Genomic DNA, 22281 nt, shown 5'->3' on the forward strand with positions numbered 1-22281 from the left:
CCTTAGAAGTAGAATCCAAATTTAACCAAAGGCAGTACTGATTCTTCAGATTTCGCCAAAAGTAAGTTCACGGCAAAACTTCCAAAAGGGGTGATGTAAAAACCACCACCGTAGCCATGATGCAGGGTTTCAGAATCTTCACCATCTACCCAAACTTTTCCGATATCATTGAAAAGAATTAAGCCCACTTTAGATGGTAGGATATAGTTTCTCCATTCAAATAAGTCTATTCTCAAGTCTAACTGATGGTAAAAACTGCTTTCTCCTGCAAACCTGAACCTTCGATAACCTCTGAGTGTATTAAAACCATCTAGGCGACTGGCCTGGAAGAATTCAAAGTCACCAATGCTTTTTTGGTATCCGACTCTTGTTGCTAGGGAAGTTCTTTCAAAAGGCCCTAATGCCCAACGAAAAGTTAGGTCCGAATTCCATTGCGCACTATTTTGAGAGTTGTCATTTAACCCTCCATTATAAATCAAAGATGTATTGAAAGTGATGCCTCTTTTTGGTACGAGTTCATCGGTTTTTGTATCAAAATGTAATCCGATACTTCCACCCAAATACTCTTTTCCATCAAACAAACCAATTGCATTAAGACCGTTATTGGTAAAGTCACTGATGAAACGATCTTGGCTCTCCTGAATTTCTATTCTAGTGTAGTGCGTACCTAGATTTAGGTTGGCCTTAGTACCGATATTAATGTTCAATGATGGGCTCAATGAAACTTCTTGGAACCTGGTTCTATAAAATGTTAAATCAATATCGTCGTTGTAATCAGTTTCATTACCTAAGCCAAAGAAGTTGTTCACAAAATTTGGAGCTTTCACACTGGCATCAAAAAGAAAATCAGCCCTGCCAATAGCATCAGTAAATTCTCCACTGTATTCAATGTTGTAAGAAGAGGTTGCCAAAGCATAGTTGGCAGTAAAGCTCTGTTTCGAGGCAAATGGTTCTTTTCTGAAACCATCCTTTTTAAACATCATACCAGCCCCAAGGAAAATTCCATCATCTGGGTTGAAGTTAAAAGAGAGAAGAGGCATTCTCACATCGAAGTCAAACTCCTCCATATTATACCTGTTTATTTCAGGATCGTCATCTGTCCTTAAATCTTTGGTTTCTTTACTTGGGCTTAGTTCGTTTCCTGTAAGTTCGTCGTAAACGATGGTTTTTTTCTTGCCGTTTTTGACATTACTCTGATCTGTAATTATGTCATTATCATCACCAGCAATGATCCTCACCAAAATACTCTTCTTTACATCCCCAGTTACTTTGAAAACATCTTCGCCACCGAAACCGAAAAGCCTTACTTCGTCTGTGATGGAAGTTTTAAAGGTTCGGTCATAAAGGACTTTATCGAGTTTGCCTTTTTTGGTGATTTTCCTGACCAATACCCTTGTATTTTCATCATCAATTCGCTCTACTTCAAATTGCTCTCGTTTGTCACTCCCTAAAACGTCCACCCCTTTAGATATAAATCTGAAATAATCTTCAGCAGATTTGGCGAGCTGATCCCTTCTTGTTTTTAGCTTTCTGATCGTTTCCTCACCGCGAAGGTCATAAATCTCGTCTGGCCAGATTCTAATAGCATCTTCAATGATTTTATCTGTGAGTGCAGCCTTCAACTCATTGGCTTGAGTAATCCAGTCTTCTAGTGAAGGTTCAGTCATGAAATAGCGATCGAACCATCGTATTCTATAGAATCCATAAGCTGGGGTATAGCTGATTTCCTCTTCAAAACCCTTAAAAGCGGGTTGTGCCCATTTTGAGGCAGCGAGCTTCTTAAAGGCGCCTTCGCCAGCAAAAAACACTTGGTCCCTGTCTCTAGGAATAGGCTTGTAGAGCTTCTCGTCATCTTTTCCATCGTACTCAATCCATCGCCATTGGTCATCGTGTCTGTCCCAGTCGCCAAGCCACATATCGAAAAGCCTGTTTCTGACAACAAACTTTTGATCGACCATATTGTCGTTATCCTTTTTCAGTTTGGCATATAAGTCAGGGCTGGAAACTACATCATCAGCAGCCCCAAACATTTCTTCTTTTGCCTGTTTCTTATTCACACGTTCTTCGAATAGGGCTAAAGAATTTGCGAGTTCTTTTCTATAAATTCCAAACCGAGGGTCGTCTGGTATATAAACAATTTTTGGGTTGGCGTGAAAGATTCCTGCCGCATCTGCTAAAGGCGGAACAACGAGCGGAGCATAAGGGTGTGATGCCGAGATACCATCCTGTACCACACTTTTTATAAACGTATTCCTCAACTCTGGCGGAAGTGTCAAGGCTGGATTCTTATCCATAGACCTGAGTACATATTGTTTGCCATCCGCAGCTTCTAATCTCAGCGAAGTAGTTTGGTGACCACCACCTTTTTGCAGAACAGTCAAGCCTCCTTTTTCTGTGGCAATATCGAAAATTGGGAAAGTTAATTCCGCGGCCCACTCTTTTCGATAATTCTCACCAAGTAAGGACTTATGGAACTTAGACCGTCCGATGTATTTCTTACTCGCCGAAAAAACGGTGTCTCTTCCTTCAAAAGATATGTTGCTATAGGCCTCCAAAAGATCCTCTGGTTTTGGACTATATGGTTTTTCTGAAATTACATTGGTATATAAGGATTTTGCCTGTTCATTTTCAGGGGTAAAAAAGTGTAATTCTGTTTTACCATTTTCGTAGTAATCCAGTCTGGCAAAACCCATGGTGTTTTCGGCAAATCGAGCATCACCTTTCTGCTTCACATGAGCGTTGTTTTTAGCGCCAGAGCCACTAACTATATAGTGCATTCCATCTTTCTCAATATGCTCCAGAGCATGTTCGTGTCCTGCCGCATGAACTATATCAGGATGTTCAGACATAAGTGATACCATACCATCTCTAAATCTTTTGTATTGCGGGTGGGAGGTATCTTGAATGTTGCCGAACCACTTTCTGTACAGTGGATATATAGACCCTATTACCGGAAGCGGGATATATAGGTTCTTAAGCTTTTTTGAAGCAGTTAGAGGGAATAAATGATCTTTTGCACTAAATACGCCACCATGGATACCATAAGTGTACATGGGGTGATGCGATGCAACAATTACTTTTTTGTGCGCATTCCTTTTTAAAGCATCTTGGAATAGTGAGGCAACTTGAGTTAAGCTCAAGATTCCGCAGCCAAGTGTGGGCTTGTCACCTTTATGCAAGAACCACTGCGTATCAATAACGATTAATGTAATTTTATCATTTAGATCTACTTCTACTGGTCCTGGGCAACCTCTTGAAGGCAACCAAACATCTGCACTATCTAGTGCATTTTCAACGTACTCTTCTTGTAACTTCAGCCATTCTAACCCATTATCTCTTCCCTGAGCCCAGTCGTGATTTCCAGGAATAAAAACGATATTTCCTTTAAAGCCTTTTACTGCTTCAATCTGACCCTTTGCTGCTTTTTCTGCCTCAGTTCTTAGTGAGTGCCCTACTGGTGGCATACCCTTCGGGTAAATATTGTCTCCCAAAAAAACCACACTTCCTTTGTCACCAACCTTGTCTAACTCCTTTTTTAATAGCGTAAGGACAGGGTTTTCATAAGGTTCTCCGGCATCTCCAATTAAGAAAACAGAATGAATTGGCTTTTCTTGAAAACCGTGGAGGTTAAATCCGATAATAAACAGGAGTGAGAGCGCAATTAGCAGGCGGTTTTTCATATTGATGAGAGGTTTGACTGGTCAATAAACCATTTTAGACTTCAAAAAAGTTCTTCTAAAATTACATTTGCTAATGGAAGATAGCATATAGATTAGTTTAAGCCTTCAAATAAAGGAGAAACTATAGTTTTGGCATATCCATGAAAGTAGGCCTATCGAACTTCAATCCACCTAAAAAATATAGCACTATTTGGCTTTAAACTTTAGAATTATGCCACCTTCTCCGTCTACTTCATTGGAAATAAACATATCCCCATTTGGAGAGAAGGCAATTCCCTCGGGCTGAGGAAAAATTCTGCTTTTCAGCTTGCTTAGATGTAAAGGTTCGCCTGACGGGCTGCATACCAAAAGTGCTTGACCTGCCGCCGCAATGATATAAACCTCTCTGGTAATGGGGTGAACAGCCACTCCAGATGGCTTAAATTTATATTTGTCCCCAAGTACACGCTCAAGGTCTTTGTGCTTAACAACGTGAAGAGGTGTTTTCTTGAATTCTTCACTCGGTAAATGAAAGCCATAAATAGCCTTGCCCTTTACGCTTACTTCTTTAATATCACCTTCGTCTTTCAGGGCGATTAACAGGTGATTAGTCTGTGGGTCATAACCTAGCCCTTCCACATTATTATCGGAGTCAAAAGGCGTCTTAATTTTTTCAACAACACCTTCCATTTTCACATTGAACCGATAGAGCTTTCCATTGCTTTCAATAGCATAGATATAGTCGCCTACGCGTTCAATGCCTTCGAAATCACCGTTTCCCTCAAAGCGTACCCGATGGATTATCTTTTTTGTGTTCAGGTCTAAAACATACATGCGACCCTTTTCATCATTGAGCATGGCCAGCTGATCCTTTTGATAATAAGTAAGGCCAGAAACCTCTTCTAAATACTCGGGTAGAACGAAACGCTCGTCAGGATTGTTGATGTCGTAAGACAACTTGTTTTGCTCTTGACCAATTATCGCAAAAGAATTTATCAGCAATAGTAAAATAAAGAATGTCTTGGTCGTTTCTTTCATGATCAATGGAACAAAAGTACGCAGCTTATGATTCAAGATACAAGAGACTTGATGTCTTATTGTATCGATTAGGTCAAACAAAAAGGGCCATTGTATGTAATTTAAAATGAGCAGCTTATATTTATAAGCTTTATAACCGACTTGTGGCAGGCAAAAATATTGTAGAAAAGACCGAGGCTTACGCCAAGAAAATTCTGGAAAATGAAATTCCAGAAAAGTTCGTATACCACGATGACTACCATACAAGTAGGGTTGTAGAGGCGACTCAAACAATCGGTAAGGAATGTGGATTCAAAGCTGACGATCTTGAAATACTCGCGATCGCAGCTTGGTTTCATGACACAGGATACCGAGAAGGATGTGAAAACCATGAGCAGGCAGGGGCTAAAATTGCCAGAGCCTTCTTAGCCGAAGAGTCCTATTCTGAAGAAAAAATCGAGAAAGTTGTGGGTTGTATAGAGGCAACCAAAATGCCCCAAAGCCCAAAAAGTCTGCTAGAGCAGGTAATTTGCGACGCCGATTTGCATCATTTAGCTTGTAACGACTACCAGAAAATGTCGGCTAAAATGCACAAGGAAGTTGAGCAAATGAAAGGCCAAGATATTGCCGATGATGAATGGAATGAGATGAACTTTAAGTTTTTCAAAGACCATGAATTCTTCACCCCTTACGGGAAACAAGTTTTAGAGCCAATCAAAGACAAGAATCTGCAAACGATCAAAAAAGCTCACAAGAACAAGAAGAAAGAGGCCAAATATATAGCCGAGCTTGAGGCTAAAGTGGCCAAGCTGGAAAAGAAAGTTACGCTTAAGCCAGATCGTGGTGTGGAAACTATGTTTAGAACCACCTCTAAAAATCATTTGGAGCTGAGCGCTATGGCCGACAATAAGGCCAACATCATGATTTCTGTCAATACGATCATTCTGTCTGTAGTGGTGTCCGTTTTGATCCGGAAATTGAACGAGTATCCAAATCTAGTAATTCCAACTATAATGCTCGTCATTGTCTGCTTGACCACAATTGTATTGGCTATATTAGCAACAAGACCCAATGTATCATCTGGAGTATTTACAGATGATGACGTATTAAACAGAAAAACTAACCTCCTTTTCTTTGGTAACTTCCACAAGATGAAACTCGATCGGTATGATTGGGCCATGAAGGAGATGATGAAAAATGCCGATTACCTGTACGGCAGTATGATCAAAGATATTTACTTCTTAGGCGTTGTTCTGGGTAAGAAATATAAGCTTCTCCGCAGGTGTTATACCACATTTATGATCGGTTTTGTACTGTCAATTCTGGCATTTGTGTGCGCTATGTTACTTTTTCCACCGCAGGAACAAGGTGGGTTTTACACTTTTTAGAAAAAGCGTAGCTTAGTTATACTAAGTCTATCGCTATGCTCAAGAACTATTTTTTAATCGTCCTTCGAACGATTCGTAAAAACCCTGGCTATGCCGGAGTCAATATTTTGGGTCTCACCTTAGGAATAACAGCCTTTTTGCTGATTGTATTAGTAGTTCGTTATGAAATGAGTTACGATAAATTTCATGCGGATAGCGATAAAATTTTTCGAATCAACAATGAGCTAAAACTTTCAAGTGGCAATTATAAATACCCAAATTCGGGTTCTGCTTTAGCTCCAACCCTATATAATGAATTGCCAGAGGTAACAGCTTTTACCCGGATTGGCGGGGCAGGGCAGCAAATTATCATTGAAGTTGATACCGAATTATTTAAGGAAGAAAACCACTTCTACGCCGATTCCACATTCCTAGAATTCTTCAATTTCGAACTCCTCAGAGGCGTAGCTTCAGATGTTTTAGACGCTCCTAATACAGTTGTTTTAACGGAAAGTGCTGCCATGCGCTATTTCGGTTCTACTGATATTATAGGCAAAGAATTGACTGTAAAGGGAGGAAACGAAAGAAACTATACTGTGACGGGTCTATTGAAAGATTTACCTCAGAACTCACACATTCAATTTCAGATGCTTCTTTCGATCGAGACTTTAAGAAGCCAAGGTAATGGATTGAATAACTGGGGAGGCCAAGGGTTTTACTCTTACATCATGTTGACAGATCCAAAATTTGCTGATCGGGTTTCGGCCAAGATGATCGAGCTTCGTGATAAAAATGTCCCCGAGGATAACCGAAACACTGTCAACCCTGATTTAACGGCTTTCGAAGATATCCATCTAAAGTCAAATCTAAGAAATGAGATTGTGACCAATGGCAGTATGGACGTGGTCTATATTTTTACTGCCATAGCAGTTTTTGTACTGCTGATCGCTGGTATCAACTATATGAATTTAGCTACCGCCAGATCGGCAAAGCGAGCACAGGAGGTTGGGATTAGAAAAGTCTTAGGGGCTTACAAAAAACAGTTAGTGACTCAATTTTTGAGTGAGTCCATTATGCTCACCGTTATATCAACACTTCTGTCGGTAGGGTTGGTGCTATTACTAATACAGCCTTTTGGAGACTACATTAATAAATCTCTAAGTGCTGATATGATTTTGAATCCAGAAGTTATTGGATTGCTCATCGCAGTGATCGTTATCATTGGGTTTGGGTCTGGATTTTATCCAGCACTCTTCTTATCAGCATTTCGTCCAGCGATTGTTTTGAAAGGGAAGCTTATACCTGGTATGGGAAGCTCGGGATTCTTTAGAAAGGCACTGGTTGTTTTTCAGTTCGTCATAAGCATCGTCATGATGATCGGGACTACAATGGTCTACAATCAGCTTAGCTATATGAAGAACAAATCGTTGGGCTTTCAGAAGGACAATATTTTGGTTGTTTCAAATACCAATCAGGCCGTTACCCCGCAGTTAAACACATTTAAGAATGAACTAATCAATCATCCAAATATTGAAGGTGTAACGGCCACGCTTAGTAAACCAGGTGGTTTGAGGCCGATCATGTTCGTGAAATCAGAAACGGTCATTGACGATGAAGGGGGATTGAATTTAGCTGGAATCAACATCGATTTTGATTACATGAGCACTATGGAAGTGGAGGTTGTTGAAGGACGTGATTTTAACCCACAAACACCGACTGACTCTACAAATGCGATTATTATCAATCGGCAAGCTGCACGTGAATTAAATTTAGATGCCCCAGTGGGTAAAATGATCGAAGTAAGAAATTTCCAGGGTCAATGGGAAAAGAAAAGGATTATCGGCCTCATCGATAATATCAATTTTGAACCACTGCAACGCAAAACAGAATCATGCTTTTATGCCAACTTTCTTCCTAATTTCCAACACCTGTTTATTAAACTAGGTGATAATGATACTAATGAAACAGTTCAGTTTGTGGCCTCTCAATGGTCTAAGTTTGCGCCTGCCCAACCATTCGAATATTCTTTTTTGGAAGACGATCTAAATCAACTGTATAGTACCGAAGAAGAGTTAAGTCAAATCATCATCTACTTTGCCATTTTGGCCATCAGTATTGCTTGCTTGGGCTTGTTTGGTCTAGCTTCCTTTTCGACAGAACAACGAATCAAAGAGATAGGTGTCAGGAAGGTTTTGGGGGCCTCTTTGGGGCAAGTTCTATACCTGCTTTCAAAAGATTTTGCCACTTTGATTATAATCGCCATTCTGATCGCTTCACCCGTCGCGTATTATCTAGCCAACTGGTGGTTGCAGAACTTTGCCTTTGCTGTAAACCTATCGATCACTACGTTTTTGTTCGCTGGTTTGGGAGCTTTGGCCATCGCACTTTTGACTGTTAGTTATAAAACCACAATGGCGGCCAAATCGAATCCAGTAAAAGCATTAAGGTCTGAATGAGAGTGTCATAATCGAACAAGGGTGGTCGGGATCGTACATATTTCGATGCTCGAATATTCGCTTAATCCCGAAAATCAATATATTAGCTCTTGGCATACAAATTGGTAAACGCTTCAGGTCAAAACTTTAAAAAAGACAAATGATAAAACTACAAGACATTGATAAGTATATAGATTCTAAATACCAGCGAACCTTTATCCTTAAAGGAATCGATTTAGAAATCGAACAAGGTGAATTTGTCACCATTATGGGGCCCAGTGGTGCTGGTAAATCTACCCTGATGAACATCATAGGAATGCTCGATGAACCTTCTTCTGGTGAGTACTATTTCTTTGATGAACCCATCCATAAAATGAAAGAACGCAAGCGTTCGGACTTGCATAAGCACCACATTGGATTCGTGTTTCAGGCATATCACCTCATCGATGAACTGACGGTGTATGAAAACATTGAAACGCCACTGCTTTACAAAGGCGTAAAGTCTTCTGAAAGAAAAAGTTTGGTAGCTGAAATGCTCGATCGTTTCCAAATGGTGGCCAAGAAAGACTTATTCCCAGAACAGCTTTCTGGTGGACAGCAGCAACTTGTTGGCGTTGCCAGGGCATTGATAGGTCAGCCAAAACTATTATTGGCAGACGAGCCAACGGGTAATTTACATTCCGATCAAGCCGAAGAAATTATGGAGCTTTTCCAAAAGCTGAATGAGGAAGGTATGACGATCATTCAAGTAACGCACTCCAAAGCCAATGCGGCTTACGGAAAACGTACCATCAATCTGGTCGATGGTGGTATGGATACGGATGATAGGCACTAAATTCACAAAACTTCAAAAAGCCATCTCGTTAAATCGAGATGGCTTTTTTTATGACTTATTGTTATTTGGTTGAGAATTGAAATAGTGCATCAGAAAGGCATTGGAGCTGGCCAAATTGCTGGAATATATTTTGGCGTTTTCTACATTAAAATACCCTGAAAAAATTCCGAGTATGGCGATGACTCGGGCATGTGGCTCATACATATATTGGTTCATAAAAATCATAGGTGCGGCGTCTACAGCGATTAAAATTGCTGCTAAAAGCAAGGCTTCTTTATACTTGAGTCTTGAAAAGATACTTAGTATCAATAGCAGTGCAGGTAATATAAAATGCACGAAATCCGGTATTATCATAGCACTATCCCTCAGATAATAAATAATCCCTGAAGTCAAAAAGGCCATCGGTTGGTCGTTGATTAATGTGTTTATAGCAGAGATTGTTATAGCAATAAACAAGGCGTCGATTAGTATGAAAGACAGTTTCGTAGAAAAGATTGCCTGTTCACTCCATGACTCCCTTTTCGCGTATTTATCATTTTGTTTTTTCGCGTCAATTCGGTTGATCTCATAATCAGGGCAATTTGAATGAAAGGTTGGTTTTTCTTCCGTTAAACCGCATACAACTCCATGATATCTATCGAAACCTTTGTTTTTGCACTGTTTACAAAAGAATAGTTTATCGTCTAGAGATAACTCTTTGGGGTGCTTAGTCATATATTCTTGAAGCACTTCATCAGTTTCATGCGGAGCATTAAATATTCGATCGCTATTCACGATAAGGAGCTTATTGCTCAAATAGTTTTCGAGAAACGAGGTCTCATTTTCAAGTGAAGCCCTAATGACTGTATCCAACTTCTTTTTGTCTCTGTAGTGCCGCCAAATCAAAAGGAAAAGTACAGTGATGAGCCCGATAAAGACGGATATGTTGTTTTGAAATACAACAGAATAAATTCCTCCCAATAGAAGGAGTGTATAAATAATGAATCTGATATGGTAAGTAGGCCGAGTTATGAAGGCACTTAAAGGAAAGGCTAGCAAACCTAAGAGATACCACGGGCTCACTAATATACCACTAGCAACAAATCCAAAAATAACGAAGAGCGGCAGTCGATTGAAAAGTGTATAAATCAAACGTTCTTTGAAAGAAGATTTTTCTTCAAAGTCTTCAGATGATATATCGGCATTGACTAAGAACTCAATATCTCCATTACTGTATTTCTCTATGATTGATTCAAAACTGGTTGCCGGTAAAAGACTTTTTACGTCCGATACGGATAGGTCGGAGAGGTCAACTTCCTTGAATTCTGAAAAAATAGGATAATGAATGTTTTCCATGGCTTAGGTCTAATATAAGCCAAATGTAGAGGGCTTGAAAAGGACCTTAATAAACTTGCTTCTCTTTTACCTTCCAAAGTTGCCACCAAGGAGTTCCAGGGGAGGCGTGGTGTTCGTAGTGATAACCGAAAAAATAGCAGGTGATGAATGCTACAAAATGATTGAGTTTTTGGCTTCTTGATTTATGCTGGTTACCCGTTTCATGAATGCCTCTATGGGGGAGGTATGTCCCAAAATAAAACAACTGCAATGTAGATAGTACCGCTGGTAGCATCCATATCAAGATCAGGTTTTCTACTGGCAAAAAGAGCTTGAGTATGTTGAATGTAATGGCCATTAGCACGATTTGCTGCCAGCTTACATATTGCATCAGAAAGCTGAAATACCAAGCCAAAAAGCCACCATCATGGTAATCAGGGTCTTTATCCGTGGCTACAAATTTGTGATGCTCGTGGTGCTTCGGAAACAGTCTTTTGTAAAAATTATATGAGAAAAGTAATGCGGTAAAATGGCCTATTGTCGTATTGAGCTTTCTGTTTTTAGAAACCGTGCCATGCATGGCATCATGTGCTGTTATGAAAAGACCAGTATATAAATGAGTTTGAATTAAAATCAGCAAATAAACCAGTGGGGATGCAAAATCAAGCGTCAGTGTTAAGCCAAATACTAGCACAGCAAACCATAAAAGGATGATGGCCATCGCAATAATAACACCCATGTGTTGCTGAACTAACTTCACGATGCAATTTAGGGATTATAGCTTTTCTAGATGCGATTTTACATCTTCCATAAGCCACATTGGGGTAGAAGTAGCGCCACAAATACCAACCGATTCGTTTTTCCCAAACCATTCAGAGCGTACATCATCAAGCGATGAAACAAAGTATGTACGTTCGTTCTGGTTCTTGCATACTTTATAGAGCACCTTGCCATTTGACGATTTGGTGCCACTGACAAAGATGATGACATCGAAAAGCTTGGCGAAGTAGTTCAATTCCTTGTTTCGGTTAGAAACTTGTCGACAAATTGTATCATGTGACTTGACAGTGATACCGTTTTGAGAGAGCACTTCATTTATTTCAGAAAACTTCTCGGTGCTTTTCGTAGTCTGACTGTAGAGCGTTATTTCCCTTGGTAAATTTGCTAAATCTAGTTCTTCTAATTCCTGGAATACGGTCGCTTTGTTATTTGTCTGTCCCAAAAGGCCGATCACTTCCGCGTGGCCGTGTTTTCCATAAATGTAGATATGCTCCTCCTTGTCGAAAGAGTTTTTAATTCTGTTCTGAAGTTTAAGTACTACTGGACATGACGCATCAATCAGTTCAATGTCATTTTGCAACGCTAATTGGTACGTGCTGGCAGGTTCTCCATGGGCGCGAATCAAAACCTTGCTGTTTCTGATATTAACAAGGTCATTGTGGTCAATTATATGTAGCCCTTTTGCCTCAAGTCTTCTGACCTCTTCGTCATTATGGACAATATCTCCAAGGCAATACAGCTGACCATCTGTTTCCAGAATATCTTCAGCCATTTCTATGGCATAGACTACCCCAAAACAAAAGCCGGAGTTGTTATCTATATCTACCCTTAGATTGAACATATTGATTAAACAGAAAAATGAATTAGATGTTTGGTCGGTTTGATTAAAAGTATGTTAAATACGACCCAAACCCCATGTTCAGATTTCCAACTAGAAACTTCTTTGGAGATAAGTGCCCAATAGGATCGCGAATTTCCTTGAGTTTGGCACTCTTATTCTTTGTTGCTGAATTTTGGAAGCTGGGCAATTTTTGATCTTCCTAAAAAGTTTTAAGTAGTATTTATAGGCTAGAAAAACTCCCTTCTTTGCCTCATTTGGTAGCCTTTGTATACCCTCAAGGGCATCGTCGAAGTCTTTTTGAATATCGTCTTCGATTTCTTGTTTCGCCGCTTTGGTAAAATTCTTAAAATCGATTCCAGGAAAATATACTCGTCCTCTTTCTTGAAAATCACTTTTGATATCCCGCAGGAAATTCACCTTTTGGAAGGCTGATCCTAGGCTTTTGGCAGCCGGTAATAAGGATTGATAGGAAGCCTCATCGCCATTACAAAAGATTTTTAGGCACATAAGCCCGATTACTTCTGCCGAACCATAGATATATTCTTCATACCCAGCCTGATCATACTCAGTTTCCTTTAGGTCCATTTCCATACTGTGTAGGAAGGCCTCAATTAGGTCATGGTCCAAATTGTATTGGTTAACCACGAGTTGAAAGGAGTGTAATACTGGATTTAAACTGATCTTTTCTTCGATAGCCTGATAAGTGTCTTTTTTGAACCGAGCGAGCAAGTCAGCTTTGTCATGGTCATGGAATGTATCGACTATTTCGTCAGCATAACGCACAAATCCGTAGATGGCATAAATGGGGTAATGGAGTTTTTTATCCAAAGTTTTAATCCCCAGTGTAAAAGAGGTGCTATAGCGCTGAGTGATCAGCTTACTGCACTCTAATGTCGTCTGGTCAAATAATTCCATCATTTAAAAGTAACCAATAAAAATGGCTGTGGTTCAAAACAAATCTTTTTCAACCTCGTCGGCGACAACAATTCCAGATATCAAACTTGGTGGAACGCCCGGGCCAGGTACTGTTAACTGGCCTGTATAATAGAGGTTTTTTAACTTCTTGGACTTGAGTGACGGCTTCAGAATTGCAGTTTGCGTAAGCGTATTGGCCAATCCGTAGGCATTACCTTTAAAAGAATTATAATCGCTGATAAAATCCCTATGGGCAAAACTCCTTTTGTAGACTATATGTGGCTTGATACTTTGGCCCGTGTGATTTTCCATTCGGGTTAAGATCATGTCCAAGTATTTTTCCCTTATCTCATCATTTTCTTCAAGTCCCGGCGCGACCGGAATTAATAGAAACAAGTTCTCGTGCCCCTCAGGCGCCACTGTTGGGTCGGTTTTTGAAGTTAAAGAAGCGTAAAAAAGCGGTTTTTCAGGCCACTTAGGGTCGGTATATATATCATGCGCATGTGGGGTGAAATCCGTATCGAAGAAAAGGTTATGGTGAAGTAGTCCATCCAGCTTTTTATCAATGCCTAAATAGTATAATAAGGAGGATGGTGCCATTACTCTAGAGTCCCAGTACTTATCGGAATAGTTTCGGGTTTCCGAGTCTAGAAGCTTAGTTTCGACATGATGGTAATCTGCTCCTGAGATGAGTACATCCCCGTAAATTTCACCCTGATCAGTAGTGACGGATTTAACCATGCCGCCGCTATGATTTATTTTACTGACGGCATGATTTGTAAGAATTTTCACACCAAGCTCCTCCGCTAATTTGCCCATGGCTTCCACTATCTTGTGCATTCCGCCTTTGGGATACCATGTGCCTAGCGACATGTCTGCATAGTTCATAAGGCTGTAAAGTGCAGGGGTATTTTCTGGCAAAGCACCCAAGAAAAGCACAGGAAACTCCATCAACTGAATGAGTCGAGGGTTTTTAAAGTACTTTCTGACATGTTTACTCATGGACTGAAATACATCCATGCGCACGACGTCGATCAGGAGTTTTAAGCTTGTAAATTCAGTAAGCGATCGGCCTGGCTTGTAAACGAGTTTATTGATACCCACTTCATATTTGTAGGCAGCTTGTTTTAAAAAGGCTCTTAATTGTTGGCCTGAACCGGGTTCAATGGATTCAAAAAGGGCTTCAAGTTCACCCATATCGGCTGGGATATCCATTTCATCGCCGCCTTCATAAGTGACCTTGTAACTGGGGTCTAGTCTGATCAGTTCATAGTAATCAGAAACTGATTTGCCGAACTTGTTAAAAAAGGATTCAAATACATCGGGCATCCAATACCAACTTGGTCCCATATCAAAAGTAAAGCCCGACGCTGAAAAGTGTCGGGCTCGTCCACCAATGGTGTTATTTTTTTCAAGAATGGTTACGTCAAATCCTTTATGAGCCAAATTAATGGCGGCTGACATACCAGCGAAACCAGAACCGATAACTAAGGCCTTCTTCTTATTCATGAAGGCTAAACTAGTATTAGGCTCTATATGTTCTTAGTTTTTCCTTCAATTGTTTTCTAGCAATGTGAATTCGATTTTTCACAGTACCAATTGGAATTTCCAGTCTGTCGGCGATTTCATGATACTTGAATCCTCTGAAGTACATCATAAAAGGAATCTTGTAAACATCGTCTAGCTTTTCTATAGATGTATTGATATCTCTGAGTGCAAAATTACCAGCCGCTCTATTTTCTATTTGCGTACTTGTAGAGTTAATAAAGTGAAGGTTGTCAGTAGTATCAATGAACGTTCCTCTTCTTACCATTCTTTGGTAATTAGTAATGAACGTATTTTTCATGATTGTGTACAACCATGCTTTCAGATTTGTTCCTTCGGCAAATTTTTCTCTGTTATTGTAAGCCTTCATTAACGTTTCCTGAAGTAAATCATTGGCGTCATCATGATCTTTAGTCAACTTGATAGCAAACGGCTTCAATGTCTTAGTCATGTTTGATAGCGAGTAATTGAAATCTACAGTAGTCATGGCTTTCTGTGTTTGTTTGTTCAACAAATATTCTAAAAGATTAAACAAAATACAAACTGCTCATGGAATTTATGAACCCGTAAAAGAACAATATAACCACTCGGTACATTTTAATAGTTATATGTAATTCTATAAAAGTGCCCTAAAAATGGATATTTGGGCGATTCTCGGAAGGTATTGATCCAATATTGGACAACTAGTTCTGTTTATCTTTTTTTAAAAATAAATAAACAAAAAGTCAAATTTGGTTGGATTTCTTAGTTCGGAATTACCTCAACTGTGTTTTCTTCGACGTAATCGATCAGTTGATTTGGGTTGTTAATTTGAACGATATTGTCGTTCAAATCTAGGTCTTCTCCTATGACTTGACTACCAGATACTAGAATGGTTGATTCGGGATACTTCTCAGAAAGCTTATTTAAATAGTCTTGTGGAGAGATGGCAGCATCTCTGGAGGTGACTATCGTGAGTAAGTAGTCTGGTTTATAAAGTTCGTAGGCCACGTTCAAATCATGGAATGGCATACTTTGGCCCAAGTATATCGTCCTGTTGTTTCTTGAACGAATCAGAAGGTTGGCAAATAAAAGGCTGATTTCATGAAGTTCACCATCTGGCAAGAAAAGCATGTATTTTTTACTAGCATCGGTAATTTGGGTATATAAACTATCGATAGCAACAATAAGCTTTTGTCTGATGAGGTGAGACATAAAGTGTTCTTGCGCCGGATTAATGGAATCCGTCATCCACATGATGCCGATTTTAGAGAGGAATGGATAGATCACATTCAGCATGGTTCTCTCAAAACCTAACTTCATGGCATTAGAAGCAATGATTTTTTCAAACCTTTGCTCATCCATGTCAATCATGGAGAGCGTTAGGGCATGGATTTGATCAGTATGGCTGGATAGTTTTTCAGAAACCATCCACACAATCTCGGTCATCTCCTCTTTCGACATTTTGGCGATCTTGGAGATTTTGTATCCGTTGTCTTTTAATAAAGAAACATTGAGCACGAGCTTTAAGTCGTCCTGATCGTAGAATCGAATATTCGTATCCGTTCTTTTAGGATTAATTATTTCGTATCGCTGCTCCCAAATACGTAACGTATGAGCTTTGATTCCCGAAAGGTGTTCCAGATCTTTTATCGAATAATTTGCCACTGCTATCTCTCTTTACCGTCCTCCTTAAAATATTCTCTTGGGATCATAAACAATCCGAAAGAGACTGCATCGTCTTTTTCTTTTGTTTTGTGATGAGCCCTATGTGCCTTTGTAATGGCTCTTAAGTATTTTGTTTTTGGTCTATTGAACCACTTTAGTCTTTTATGTATCAAGACATCGTGTAGTATAAAATAGAGCGTGCCGTACAAACTAATGCCACAGCCAATCCAAAAACGATAATCAAATGACTCAACACCTAGTAGTATGAGTACCACTGCTGATCCGCCAAATATTAAGACGAATACGTCATTCAATTCAAACATACCTTCAGTATGTTCGTGGTGGCTTTTATGAATTTTCCATAAAACGCCGTGCATAATATACTTATGCATCCACCAAGAAAAAGCTTCCGTCAATACAAAACCTAAGAGGCTCCAACCTATTGCTTCTACCATTCTTTTCGACTTTAACTTAATGTGTTACAGATTGTTTAAAGAAATTTTAAATAAAATTCAGCACGACAAAAAATGCTGCTTGTATATATAAAAGCTTAATAGCCAGGGAATTGTTCGAATCCTTCATCAGTCCTCTAAATACCGAATGCAGTAAAACCGATACTACGAACCAGCCAATGTAGTTGCGTAGTGGTATGTCGCCACCATTCCAAGACCAGAAGTCTAAATTGATAGCCACGGGTTCTATGAGTAAATCTAAAGCCACCATTAATATGCTAGCGATAATTACTTGTAGTACAGCAGAATTAGTGATTTTTCGACTTAAGTGTGCACTACAATAAATTAGGACTACCCAATTGATGCCAATCGCCAATGGAACTTCTAATACTTTAAATCCTAATGTTTTTCCGTAGGCATATTCTCCAAAAATATCACCAGTCGCCACGCCAATAACTTCAGCAAAAAAACCAACTAAGAAGGTGATCAAGATGAATAAGCCGTATTTGATCGATTTATCTTTTTCGAAGTGTAATAAAATGGCAGCAGTAGCAAAGAGGTTATAAGGAACCAACATTTTAAACAAGTCGCTTGTGATTTCTAGACTTAAGCCAATAACACCAGATATATGCATGGCCACCAGCAAGTAGAAGGCATTCTTCTCGTTCACAAAAGTTAGGTCATCAATTTTATTCAGCATCTGACTTAAAACAAGGTCTAAGGTTAAATGTTATGAAATCTTAAACCGTAAATTTGCCACAAATATATTCTGATGATCTTGTATAATGTAACTGTTGCGGTAGATAAAAAGGTAGAAAATGAGTGGATTGCCTGGATGAAGAAGACTCATATCCGTGAAGTCATGGAAACCAATCAGTTTGAAGACTATAAATTCTTCAAGGTCTTGAATACTGAAGACCCAGAGGCGTCTTCTTATAGTGTGCAATATTTCGCGGCTGAAATGAAAAATATTCAAATGTATATGGCCGCTTTTGCACCAGAACTCCAGCAAAAAGCACTTTTGGCTTGGCCAAATAAGATCGCTGCGTTTAGAACACTGCTAGAAACGGTTTAGTAATTTTTTATTTGAGCTTCGGTAAGAGTACAATTGATCCATTCTGGGTCTAGATCCGCTCCAAGTTTCTTGTAGAAGTTAATGGCAGGTTCATTCCAATCAAGTACCTGCCAACGCACTTGCTTGGCATTTACTTCTCGAGCTTCTAGGACAATGGCATCCAACAATTTTTTACCCAAACCTTTGCCACGAGCAGGTTCACTAACAACGAGATCCTCGAGATAAAGGGCTTTACCTTTCCAAGTGGAATAGCGATAATAATAGATAGCGGTTCCAGCAATTTTTCCATCCAGTTCGGCGACGAAAAATTCGAAAATTGGTTTTTCTCCAAAGCCATCTTCAAGCATTTGTGCTACAGAGTTTTCTACTTCATGAGGCGCTTTTTCATAGATGGCTAATTCCATGACAAGGTCAAACACTTGTGTAAGGTCTTCCGGGGTTCCTTTTCTGATTAACATAGGTGGTGGTATTTCCCTAAAAATAACTCCTTCAGTTGAAAGGTAATTTTCCAAGCTCGACTACTTTAAATTTCCAACCTTTTGAAGCCAAACGTCGCTTTCCAGTCAAGGCCATAGATAGTCCTAGGTTAACCCCCATATTAACCAACCCTAAAGGACTTAGAGCATCTCCGCCCATAGCAGCACTACGAAGACTATTTCTACCGATCGAATTAACATTACTTTGAACCAACTTTCCATTCGGTTTAATAAATTGGATTGTATTTAAGGTGATTTCTTGGTCGCCAACTAAAAGGTAATCATCGAATACGAGTAATACACCTTTAATTCTTTCGCCAGTTTTTAATTTACAGATGACCTCTCTTCCTGAATTGAGAAAAGTTCTCTTTTTTTCACCATTCTTATAGATCAAAAGAATGTTTTTAGGGTTGAATTCCCTTTGTCCATATAAAGGAAATGTAAAGAGTAGAACAACGAAAAGACAGAGTGCTTTTTTGATCATACCGTTATGTTTATCAGGGGTTTAACGAACGAATGGAGAATAGGAACACATCTATCACTTCCCTGATCAGTTTGATAATCCCTCTCTTTTCGCTCGAAACGCTCTGATTGTTTACTTCAATAGTCCAATTTGCTATGGAACTATATTTTCTGGAGGAGCAGGTTGGCTATTAAATGTTCTGTCCCATGTGCTTAGAGTATTTTAAGTGGAAAAATCACTTGAACCCAAACATTTGTATCAATCCACCATAAGAGACGAAATTGACAAGACAAAGTGCCTAACTCAATCTAGTCTATTAAGTCAAAACCAGTATATGGCACAAGAGCTTTCGGAATGTTAATACCTTCAGCCGTTTGGTTGTTTTCAAGAATTGCCGCCATTATTCTAGGCAATGCTAGCGCACTACCATTTAAGGTATGTAGCAAAGTAGATTTCTTGTTCTCGTCCTTATATCTCAATTTGAGGCGGTTGGCTTGAAATGTTTCAAAATTTGAAACTGAGCTTACTTCCAACCACTTTTCTTGAGCGGCAGAATAAACCTCGAAATCAAAAGTCAATACAGATGTAAAACCAAGGTCTCCGCTACAAAGCCTTAATATCCTATAAGGAAGCTCTAACTTCTTTAGAATACCTTCTACATGGTCACACATTTCTTTCAGGGCATCGTAAGATTCTTCAGGTTTTCTCACCTGTACGATCTCAACCTTATCGAATTGATGAAGCCTATTGAGGCCTCGAACATGAGCTCCCCAACTACCCGCTTCACGACGGAAGCAAGGAGTAAAGCCAACATGCTTCACAGGTAAGTCTTTTTCGTCAAGGATAACGTTTCTGTAAAGATTAGTGATCGGTACTTCGGCCGTCGGAATCAAGTACATATTTTCTGAAGCGATGTGATACATCTGACCTTCCTTGTCAGGTAACTGGCCAGTACCATATCCAGACGCCTCATTTACAACTATCGGTGGCTGTACTTCTGAATAACCTACACTAGAAGCTTCATCTAAGAAGAAGTTAATCAGAGCACGCTGTAGTCGCGCACCTTTATCTTTATATACAGGAAACCCCGCACCCGTAATTTTTATACCAAGGTCAAAGTCAATAATGTCATAATCCTTGATTAAATCCCAGTGCGGTTTGGCTTTATCGTGTAATTCGGGGATATCCCCAGAACGCGAAACCTCCTCATTATCTTCATCTGATTTACCAACAGGTACAGAATCATGCGGAATGTTAGGAATGTTATAGAGCGCTTGCTTGAGCTTTTCTTGAATCCCATTTAGGTGGTCACCTAGATCTTTGCTGATTGTTTTCAGTTCGGCACTTTTGGCTTTTACTTCTTCTGCCTCTTCGCGCTTTCCAGCTTTCATCAATCCACCAATCTGCTTGGATAGTCCATTGGCCTCGGCCAGGTTGGAATCCAATTGGTGTTGAGTCTTTTTTCTTTCCTCGTCTAAAGCAATCACCTCGTTCAGGAGCTCCTCGGCATTATTAATGTGGCGCTTTTGAAGTCCTTTGACAAAACGATCTTTTTCTGCGATAATGTTGGCTACTTGAAGCATTTTAATTCTTGCGTTTTCGGGCGCAAAGTAAACCAATTCCCTTCAATTCTGTATGAATAAGCCTGTTATAACACAAGAAAACCACAAAAATAATGGCCAATCTTTGACAGTCTGGATTGTTTAGTATAATATTGCCGTGTCCTTAGATGATAGGATGCATGTCCAACGTTCATCTCGAGCAACATATCAATAAACTATAATTCATTTTTATAATTCTCTATCTGAGAGGATTCCCAATCCACTTACTATGTACATCATTGACGAATTAAAGCTTATGCTGCTTTCCGAACTAAAGGAAATCGCTGAGAAAATGGGGGTTAAAAACTTCAAAAAGCTGAACAAGCAAGACTTGATCTATGCTATCCTCGATCAGCAAGCCATTACCCCAGAAGATAAACTCCCTGCTAAAAAAGACGATAAAAAAGCAGAAGCATCTACTGAGGAAGGAAGTGACGAAGGCGCAAAACCAAAAGCTAACAAGAGCAAAGAAGACCGTCCAAAAAGAAGACCTAAGCGAGAAAATGTAGCCGAAGCAGCTGCTGAATCTGGCGAAGGCAAAGACACTGAGGAGAAGAAGGCGAGGCCTGAAAGAAAAGACAGTAAAGCCAAGAAGGAGTCGAACGGAGAAGGTAACGGTAAACCTGAAAGAGAAGGCAACGACGAACGCAAGGAAAGAGACGAAAGAAGAAATAAGCGTCAGCAATACAATCAGAACATCAAAGATTTTGACGGGCTTATCGAGAATGAGGGCGTACTAGAAATGATGCAGGATGGCTACGGCTTCTTGAGATCTTCTGACTACAACTACTTAGCGAGTCCTGACGATATTTATGTTTCTCCATCGCAGATCAAACTATTTGGCTTAAAGACGGGTGACACTGTAAAAGGTCAGATTAGACCTCCAAAAGAAGGAGAAAAGTATTTTGCGCTACTCAGAGTGGAATCGGTAAACGGTAAAACAACTGAGGAGATTAGAGATAGAGTTCCTTTTGAATATTTGACGCCACTTTTCCCTGAAGAGTTGATCAAGTTAAGTACCAAGCCTAGCCAAATGTCTACCAGAATTTTAGACATGTTTGCACCAATAGGTAAAGGGCAAAGAGGAATGATCGTAGCGCAGCCAAAAACGGGTAAAACTGTGCTCCTTAAAGAGATTGCAAATGCAATTGCTGAAAATCACCCTGAATGTTATTTGATCATATTATTGATCGATGAAAGACCTGAAGAGGTGACAGATATGGCGAGAAGCGTAAAGGCAGAGGTGATATCATCTACATTCGATGAGCAAGCTGATCGCCACGTAAAGGTTTCAAACATTGTACTTGAGAAAGCAAAGAGAATGGTAGAGTGTGGTCACGATGTTGTGATCTTACTCGATTCTATCACACGATTGGCAAGAGCTTATAATACAGTTGTTCCTTCGTCTGGAAAAATTCTTTCTGGTGGTGTAGATGCTAATGCACTTCATAAACCAAAGCGTTTCTTCGGAGCTGCACGTAACGTTGAGAACGGTGGTTCGCTATCAATCATCGCTACGGCCTTGATCGAAACTGGATCGAAGATGGACGAAGTAATCTTTGAGGAATTCAAAGGAACAGGTAACATGGAATTACAATTGGATAGAAAACTATCTAATAAGCGTGTTTACCCTGCTATTGACGTTCCAGCTTCTGGTACCAGAAGAGAAGATCTACTGATGAGCAAAGAAGAGTTACAGCGTGTATGGATACTCCGTAAGTTTATGAGTGATATGAACTCAGTAGAAGCCATGGAGTTCTTACTAGATAGAATGAAAGGTACTAGGAACAACGATGAGTTCTTGGTGTCTATGAACGGATAAACCTGAATAAATATTAAAAAAAGCCTGTTCGAAATTA

The 22281-nt window shown here is 39.7% G+C and carries 19 protein-coding genes; 5 read left to right on the forward strand and 14 right to left on the reverse strand.

Features of this window, described 5'->3' with window-relative positions:
- Nucleotides 1-2 precede the first annotated feature (2 nt).
- A complete protein-coding gene (locus tag BFP71_RS00285) occupies nt 3-3680 on the reverse strand; it encodes a metallophosphoesterase (protein WP_069833461.1) in 3678 nt (1225 codons plus the stop codon).
- A gap of 186 nt (nt 3681-3866) precedes the next feature.
- Nucleotides 3867-4697, reverse strand: a complete 831-nt coding sequence (locus tag BFP71_RS00290; protein WP_069833462.1) for an SdiA-regulated domain-containing protein — start codon at nt 4695-4697, stop codon at nt 3867-3869.
- 143 nt (nt 4698-4840) lie between these two features.
- Here BFP71_RS00290 and BFP71_RS00295 point away from each other — a divergent pair, with 143 nt between their 5' ends.
- The 3 genes from BFP71_RS00295 to BFP71_RS00305 all read left to right on the forward strand — a co-directional run bounded on the left by BFP71_RS00295 (nt 4841) and on the right by BFP71_RS00305 (nt 9313).
- Nucleotides 4841-6064, forward strand: coding sequence for a Pycsar system effector family protein (locus BFP71_RS00295; protein ID WP_069833463.1), 1224 nt, complete (start codon nt 4841-4843; stop codon nt 6062-6064).
- Between the two features lie 35 nt (nt 6065-6099).
- The gene (locus BFP71_RS00300; RefSeq protein ID WP_069833464.1) at nt 6100-8499 is read left to right on the forward strand and encodes an ABC transporter permease; all 2400 of its coding nucleotides are present in this window, start codon (nt 6100-6102) and stop codon (nt 8497-8499) included.
- A gap of 139 nt (nt 8500-8638) precedes the next feature.
- Nucleotides 8639-9313: an ABC transporter ATP-binding protein gene (locus tag BFP71_RS00305; RefSeq protein WP_069833465.1), complete on the forward strand. Its 675-nt coding sequence runs from the start codon at nt 8639-8641 to the stop codon at nt 9311-9313.
- Nucleotides 9314-9361: 48 nt separating this feature from the next.
- Here BFP71_RS00305 and BFP71_RS00310 read toward each other — a convergent pair whose 3' ends face one another.
- The 9 genes from BFP71_RS00310 to BFP71_RS00350 form a co-directional block, all read right to left on the reverse strand.
- A complete protein-coding gene (locus BFP71_RS00310) occupies nt 9362-10648 on the reverse strand; it encodes a hypothetical protein (RefSeq protein ID WP_069833466.1) in 1287 nt (428 codons plus the stop codon).
- Between the two features lie 46 nt (nt 10649-10694).
- On the reverse strand, nt 10695-11366 hold the full coding sequence (locus tag BFP71_RS00315) for a fatty acid desaturase (protein WP_176723290.1): 672 nt from the start codon (nt 11364-11366) through the stop codon (nt 10695-10697).
- A 36-nt stretch (nt 11367-11402) separates the two neighbouring features.
- On the reverse strand, nt 11403-12248 hold the full coding sequence (locus BFP71_RS00320; RefSeq protein WP_069833468.1) for a 4-hydroxy-3-methylbut-2-enyl diphosphate reductase: 846 nt from the start codon (nt 12246-12248) through the stop codon (nt 11403-11405).
- A gap of 90 nt (nt 12249-12338) precedes the next feature.
- Nucleotides 12339-13166, reverse strand: a complete 828-nt coding sequence (locus BFP71_RS00325) for a phytoene/squalene synthase family protein (RefSeq protein ID WP_394331363.1) — start codon at nt 13164-13166, stop codon at nt 12339-12341.
- A gap of 30 nt (nt 13167-13196) precedes the next feature.
- A complete protein-coding gene (locus tag BFP71_RS00330; protein WP_069833470.1) occupies nt 13197-14672 on the reverse strand; it encodes a phytoene desaturase family protein in 1476 nt (491 codons plus the stop codon).
- Between the two features lie 16 nt (nt 14673-14688).
- Nucleotides 14689-15195 (reverse strand): RNA polymerase sigma factor, encoded by a 507-nt coding sequence (locus tag BFP71_RS00335; protein ID WP_069833471.1) that lies wholly within the window; start codon nt 15193-15195, stop codon nt 14689-14691.
- A 257-nt stretch (nt 15196-15452) separates the two neighbouring features.
- Entirely contained in the window at nt 15453-16355 is a 903-nt protein-coding gene (locus BFP71_RS00340) for a MerR family transcriptional regulator (protein ID WP_069833472.1), read from the reverse strand.
- A gap of 2 nt (nt 16356-16357) precedes the next feature.
- Complete coding sequence (locus tag BFP71_RS00345) at nt 16358-16810, reverse strand: sterol desaturase family protein (protein WP_069833473.1); 453 nt, start codon at nt 16808-16810, stop codon at nt 16358-16360.
- 46 nt (nt 16811-16856) lie between these two features.
- The gene (locus BFP71_RS00350) at nt 16857-17507 is read right to left on the reverse strand and encodes a carotenoid biosynthesis protein (protein WP_069833474.1); all 651 of its coding nucleotides are present in this window, start codon (nt 17505-17507) and stop codon (nt 16857-16859) included.
- 72 nt (nt 17508-17579) lie between these two features.
- Here BFP71_RS00350 and BFP71_RS00355 point away from each other — a divergent pair, with 72 nt between their 5' ends.
- Nucleotides 17580-17882: a DUF4286 family protein gene (locus BFP71_RS00355; RefSeq protein ID WP_069833475.1), complete on the forward strand. Its 303-nt coding sequence runs from the start codon at nt 17580-17582 to the stop codon at nt 17880-17882.
- Here BFP71_RS00355 and BFP71_RS00360 read toward each other — a convergent pair.
- The 3 genes from BFP71_RS00360 to serS all read right to left on the reverse strand — a co-directional run bounded on the left by BFP71_RS00360 (nt 17879) and on the right by serS (nt 20404).
- The gene (locus BFP71_RS00360) at nt 17879-18340 is read right to left on the reverse strand and encodes a GNAT family N-acetyltransferase (protein ID WP_069833498.1); all 462 of its coding nucleotides are present in this window, start codon (nt 18338-18340) and stop codon (nt 17879-17881) included. The two genes, BFP71_RS00355 and BFP71_RS00360, sit on opposite strands and share 4 nt — an antisense overlap.
- A 31-nt stretch (nt 18341-18371) precedes the next feature.
- Entirely contained in the window at nt 18372-18842 is a 471-nt protein-coding gene (locus BFP71_RS00365) for a hypothetical protein (protein ID WP_069833476.1), read from the reverse strand.
- 287 nt (nt 18843-19129) lie between these two features.
- Nucleotides 19130-20404 (reverse strand): serine--tRNA ligase, encoded by a 1275-nt coding sequence (serS, locus tag BFP71_RS00370; RefSeq protein WP_069833477.1) that lies wholly within the window; start codon nt 20402-20404, stop codon nt 19130-19132.
- A 247-nt stretch (nt 20405-20651) separates the two neighbouring features.
- Here serS and rho point away from each other — a divergent pair, with 247 nt between their 5' ends.
- Entirely contained in the window at nt 20652-22244 is a 1593-nt protein-coding gene (gene rho, locus BFP71_RS00375) for a transcription termination factor Rho (protein ID WP_069833478.1), read from the forward strand.
- Nucleotides 22245-22281 lie beyond the last annotated feature (37 nt).

The organism is Roseivirga misakiensis, assembly GCF_001747105.1.
In the GTDB taxonomy this organism is placed as follows: Bacteria; Bacteroidota; Bacteroidia; order Cytophagales; family Cyclobacteriaceae; genus Roseivirga; species Roseivirga misakiensis.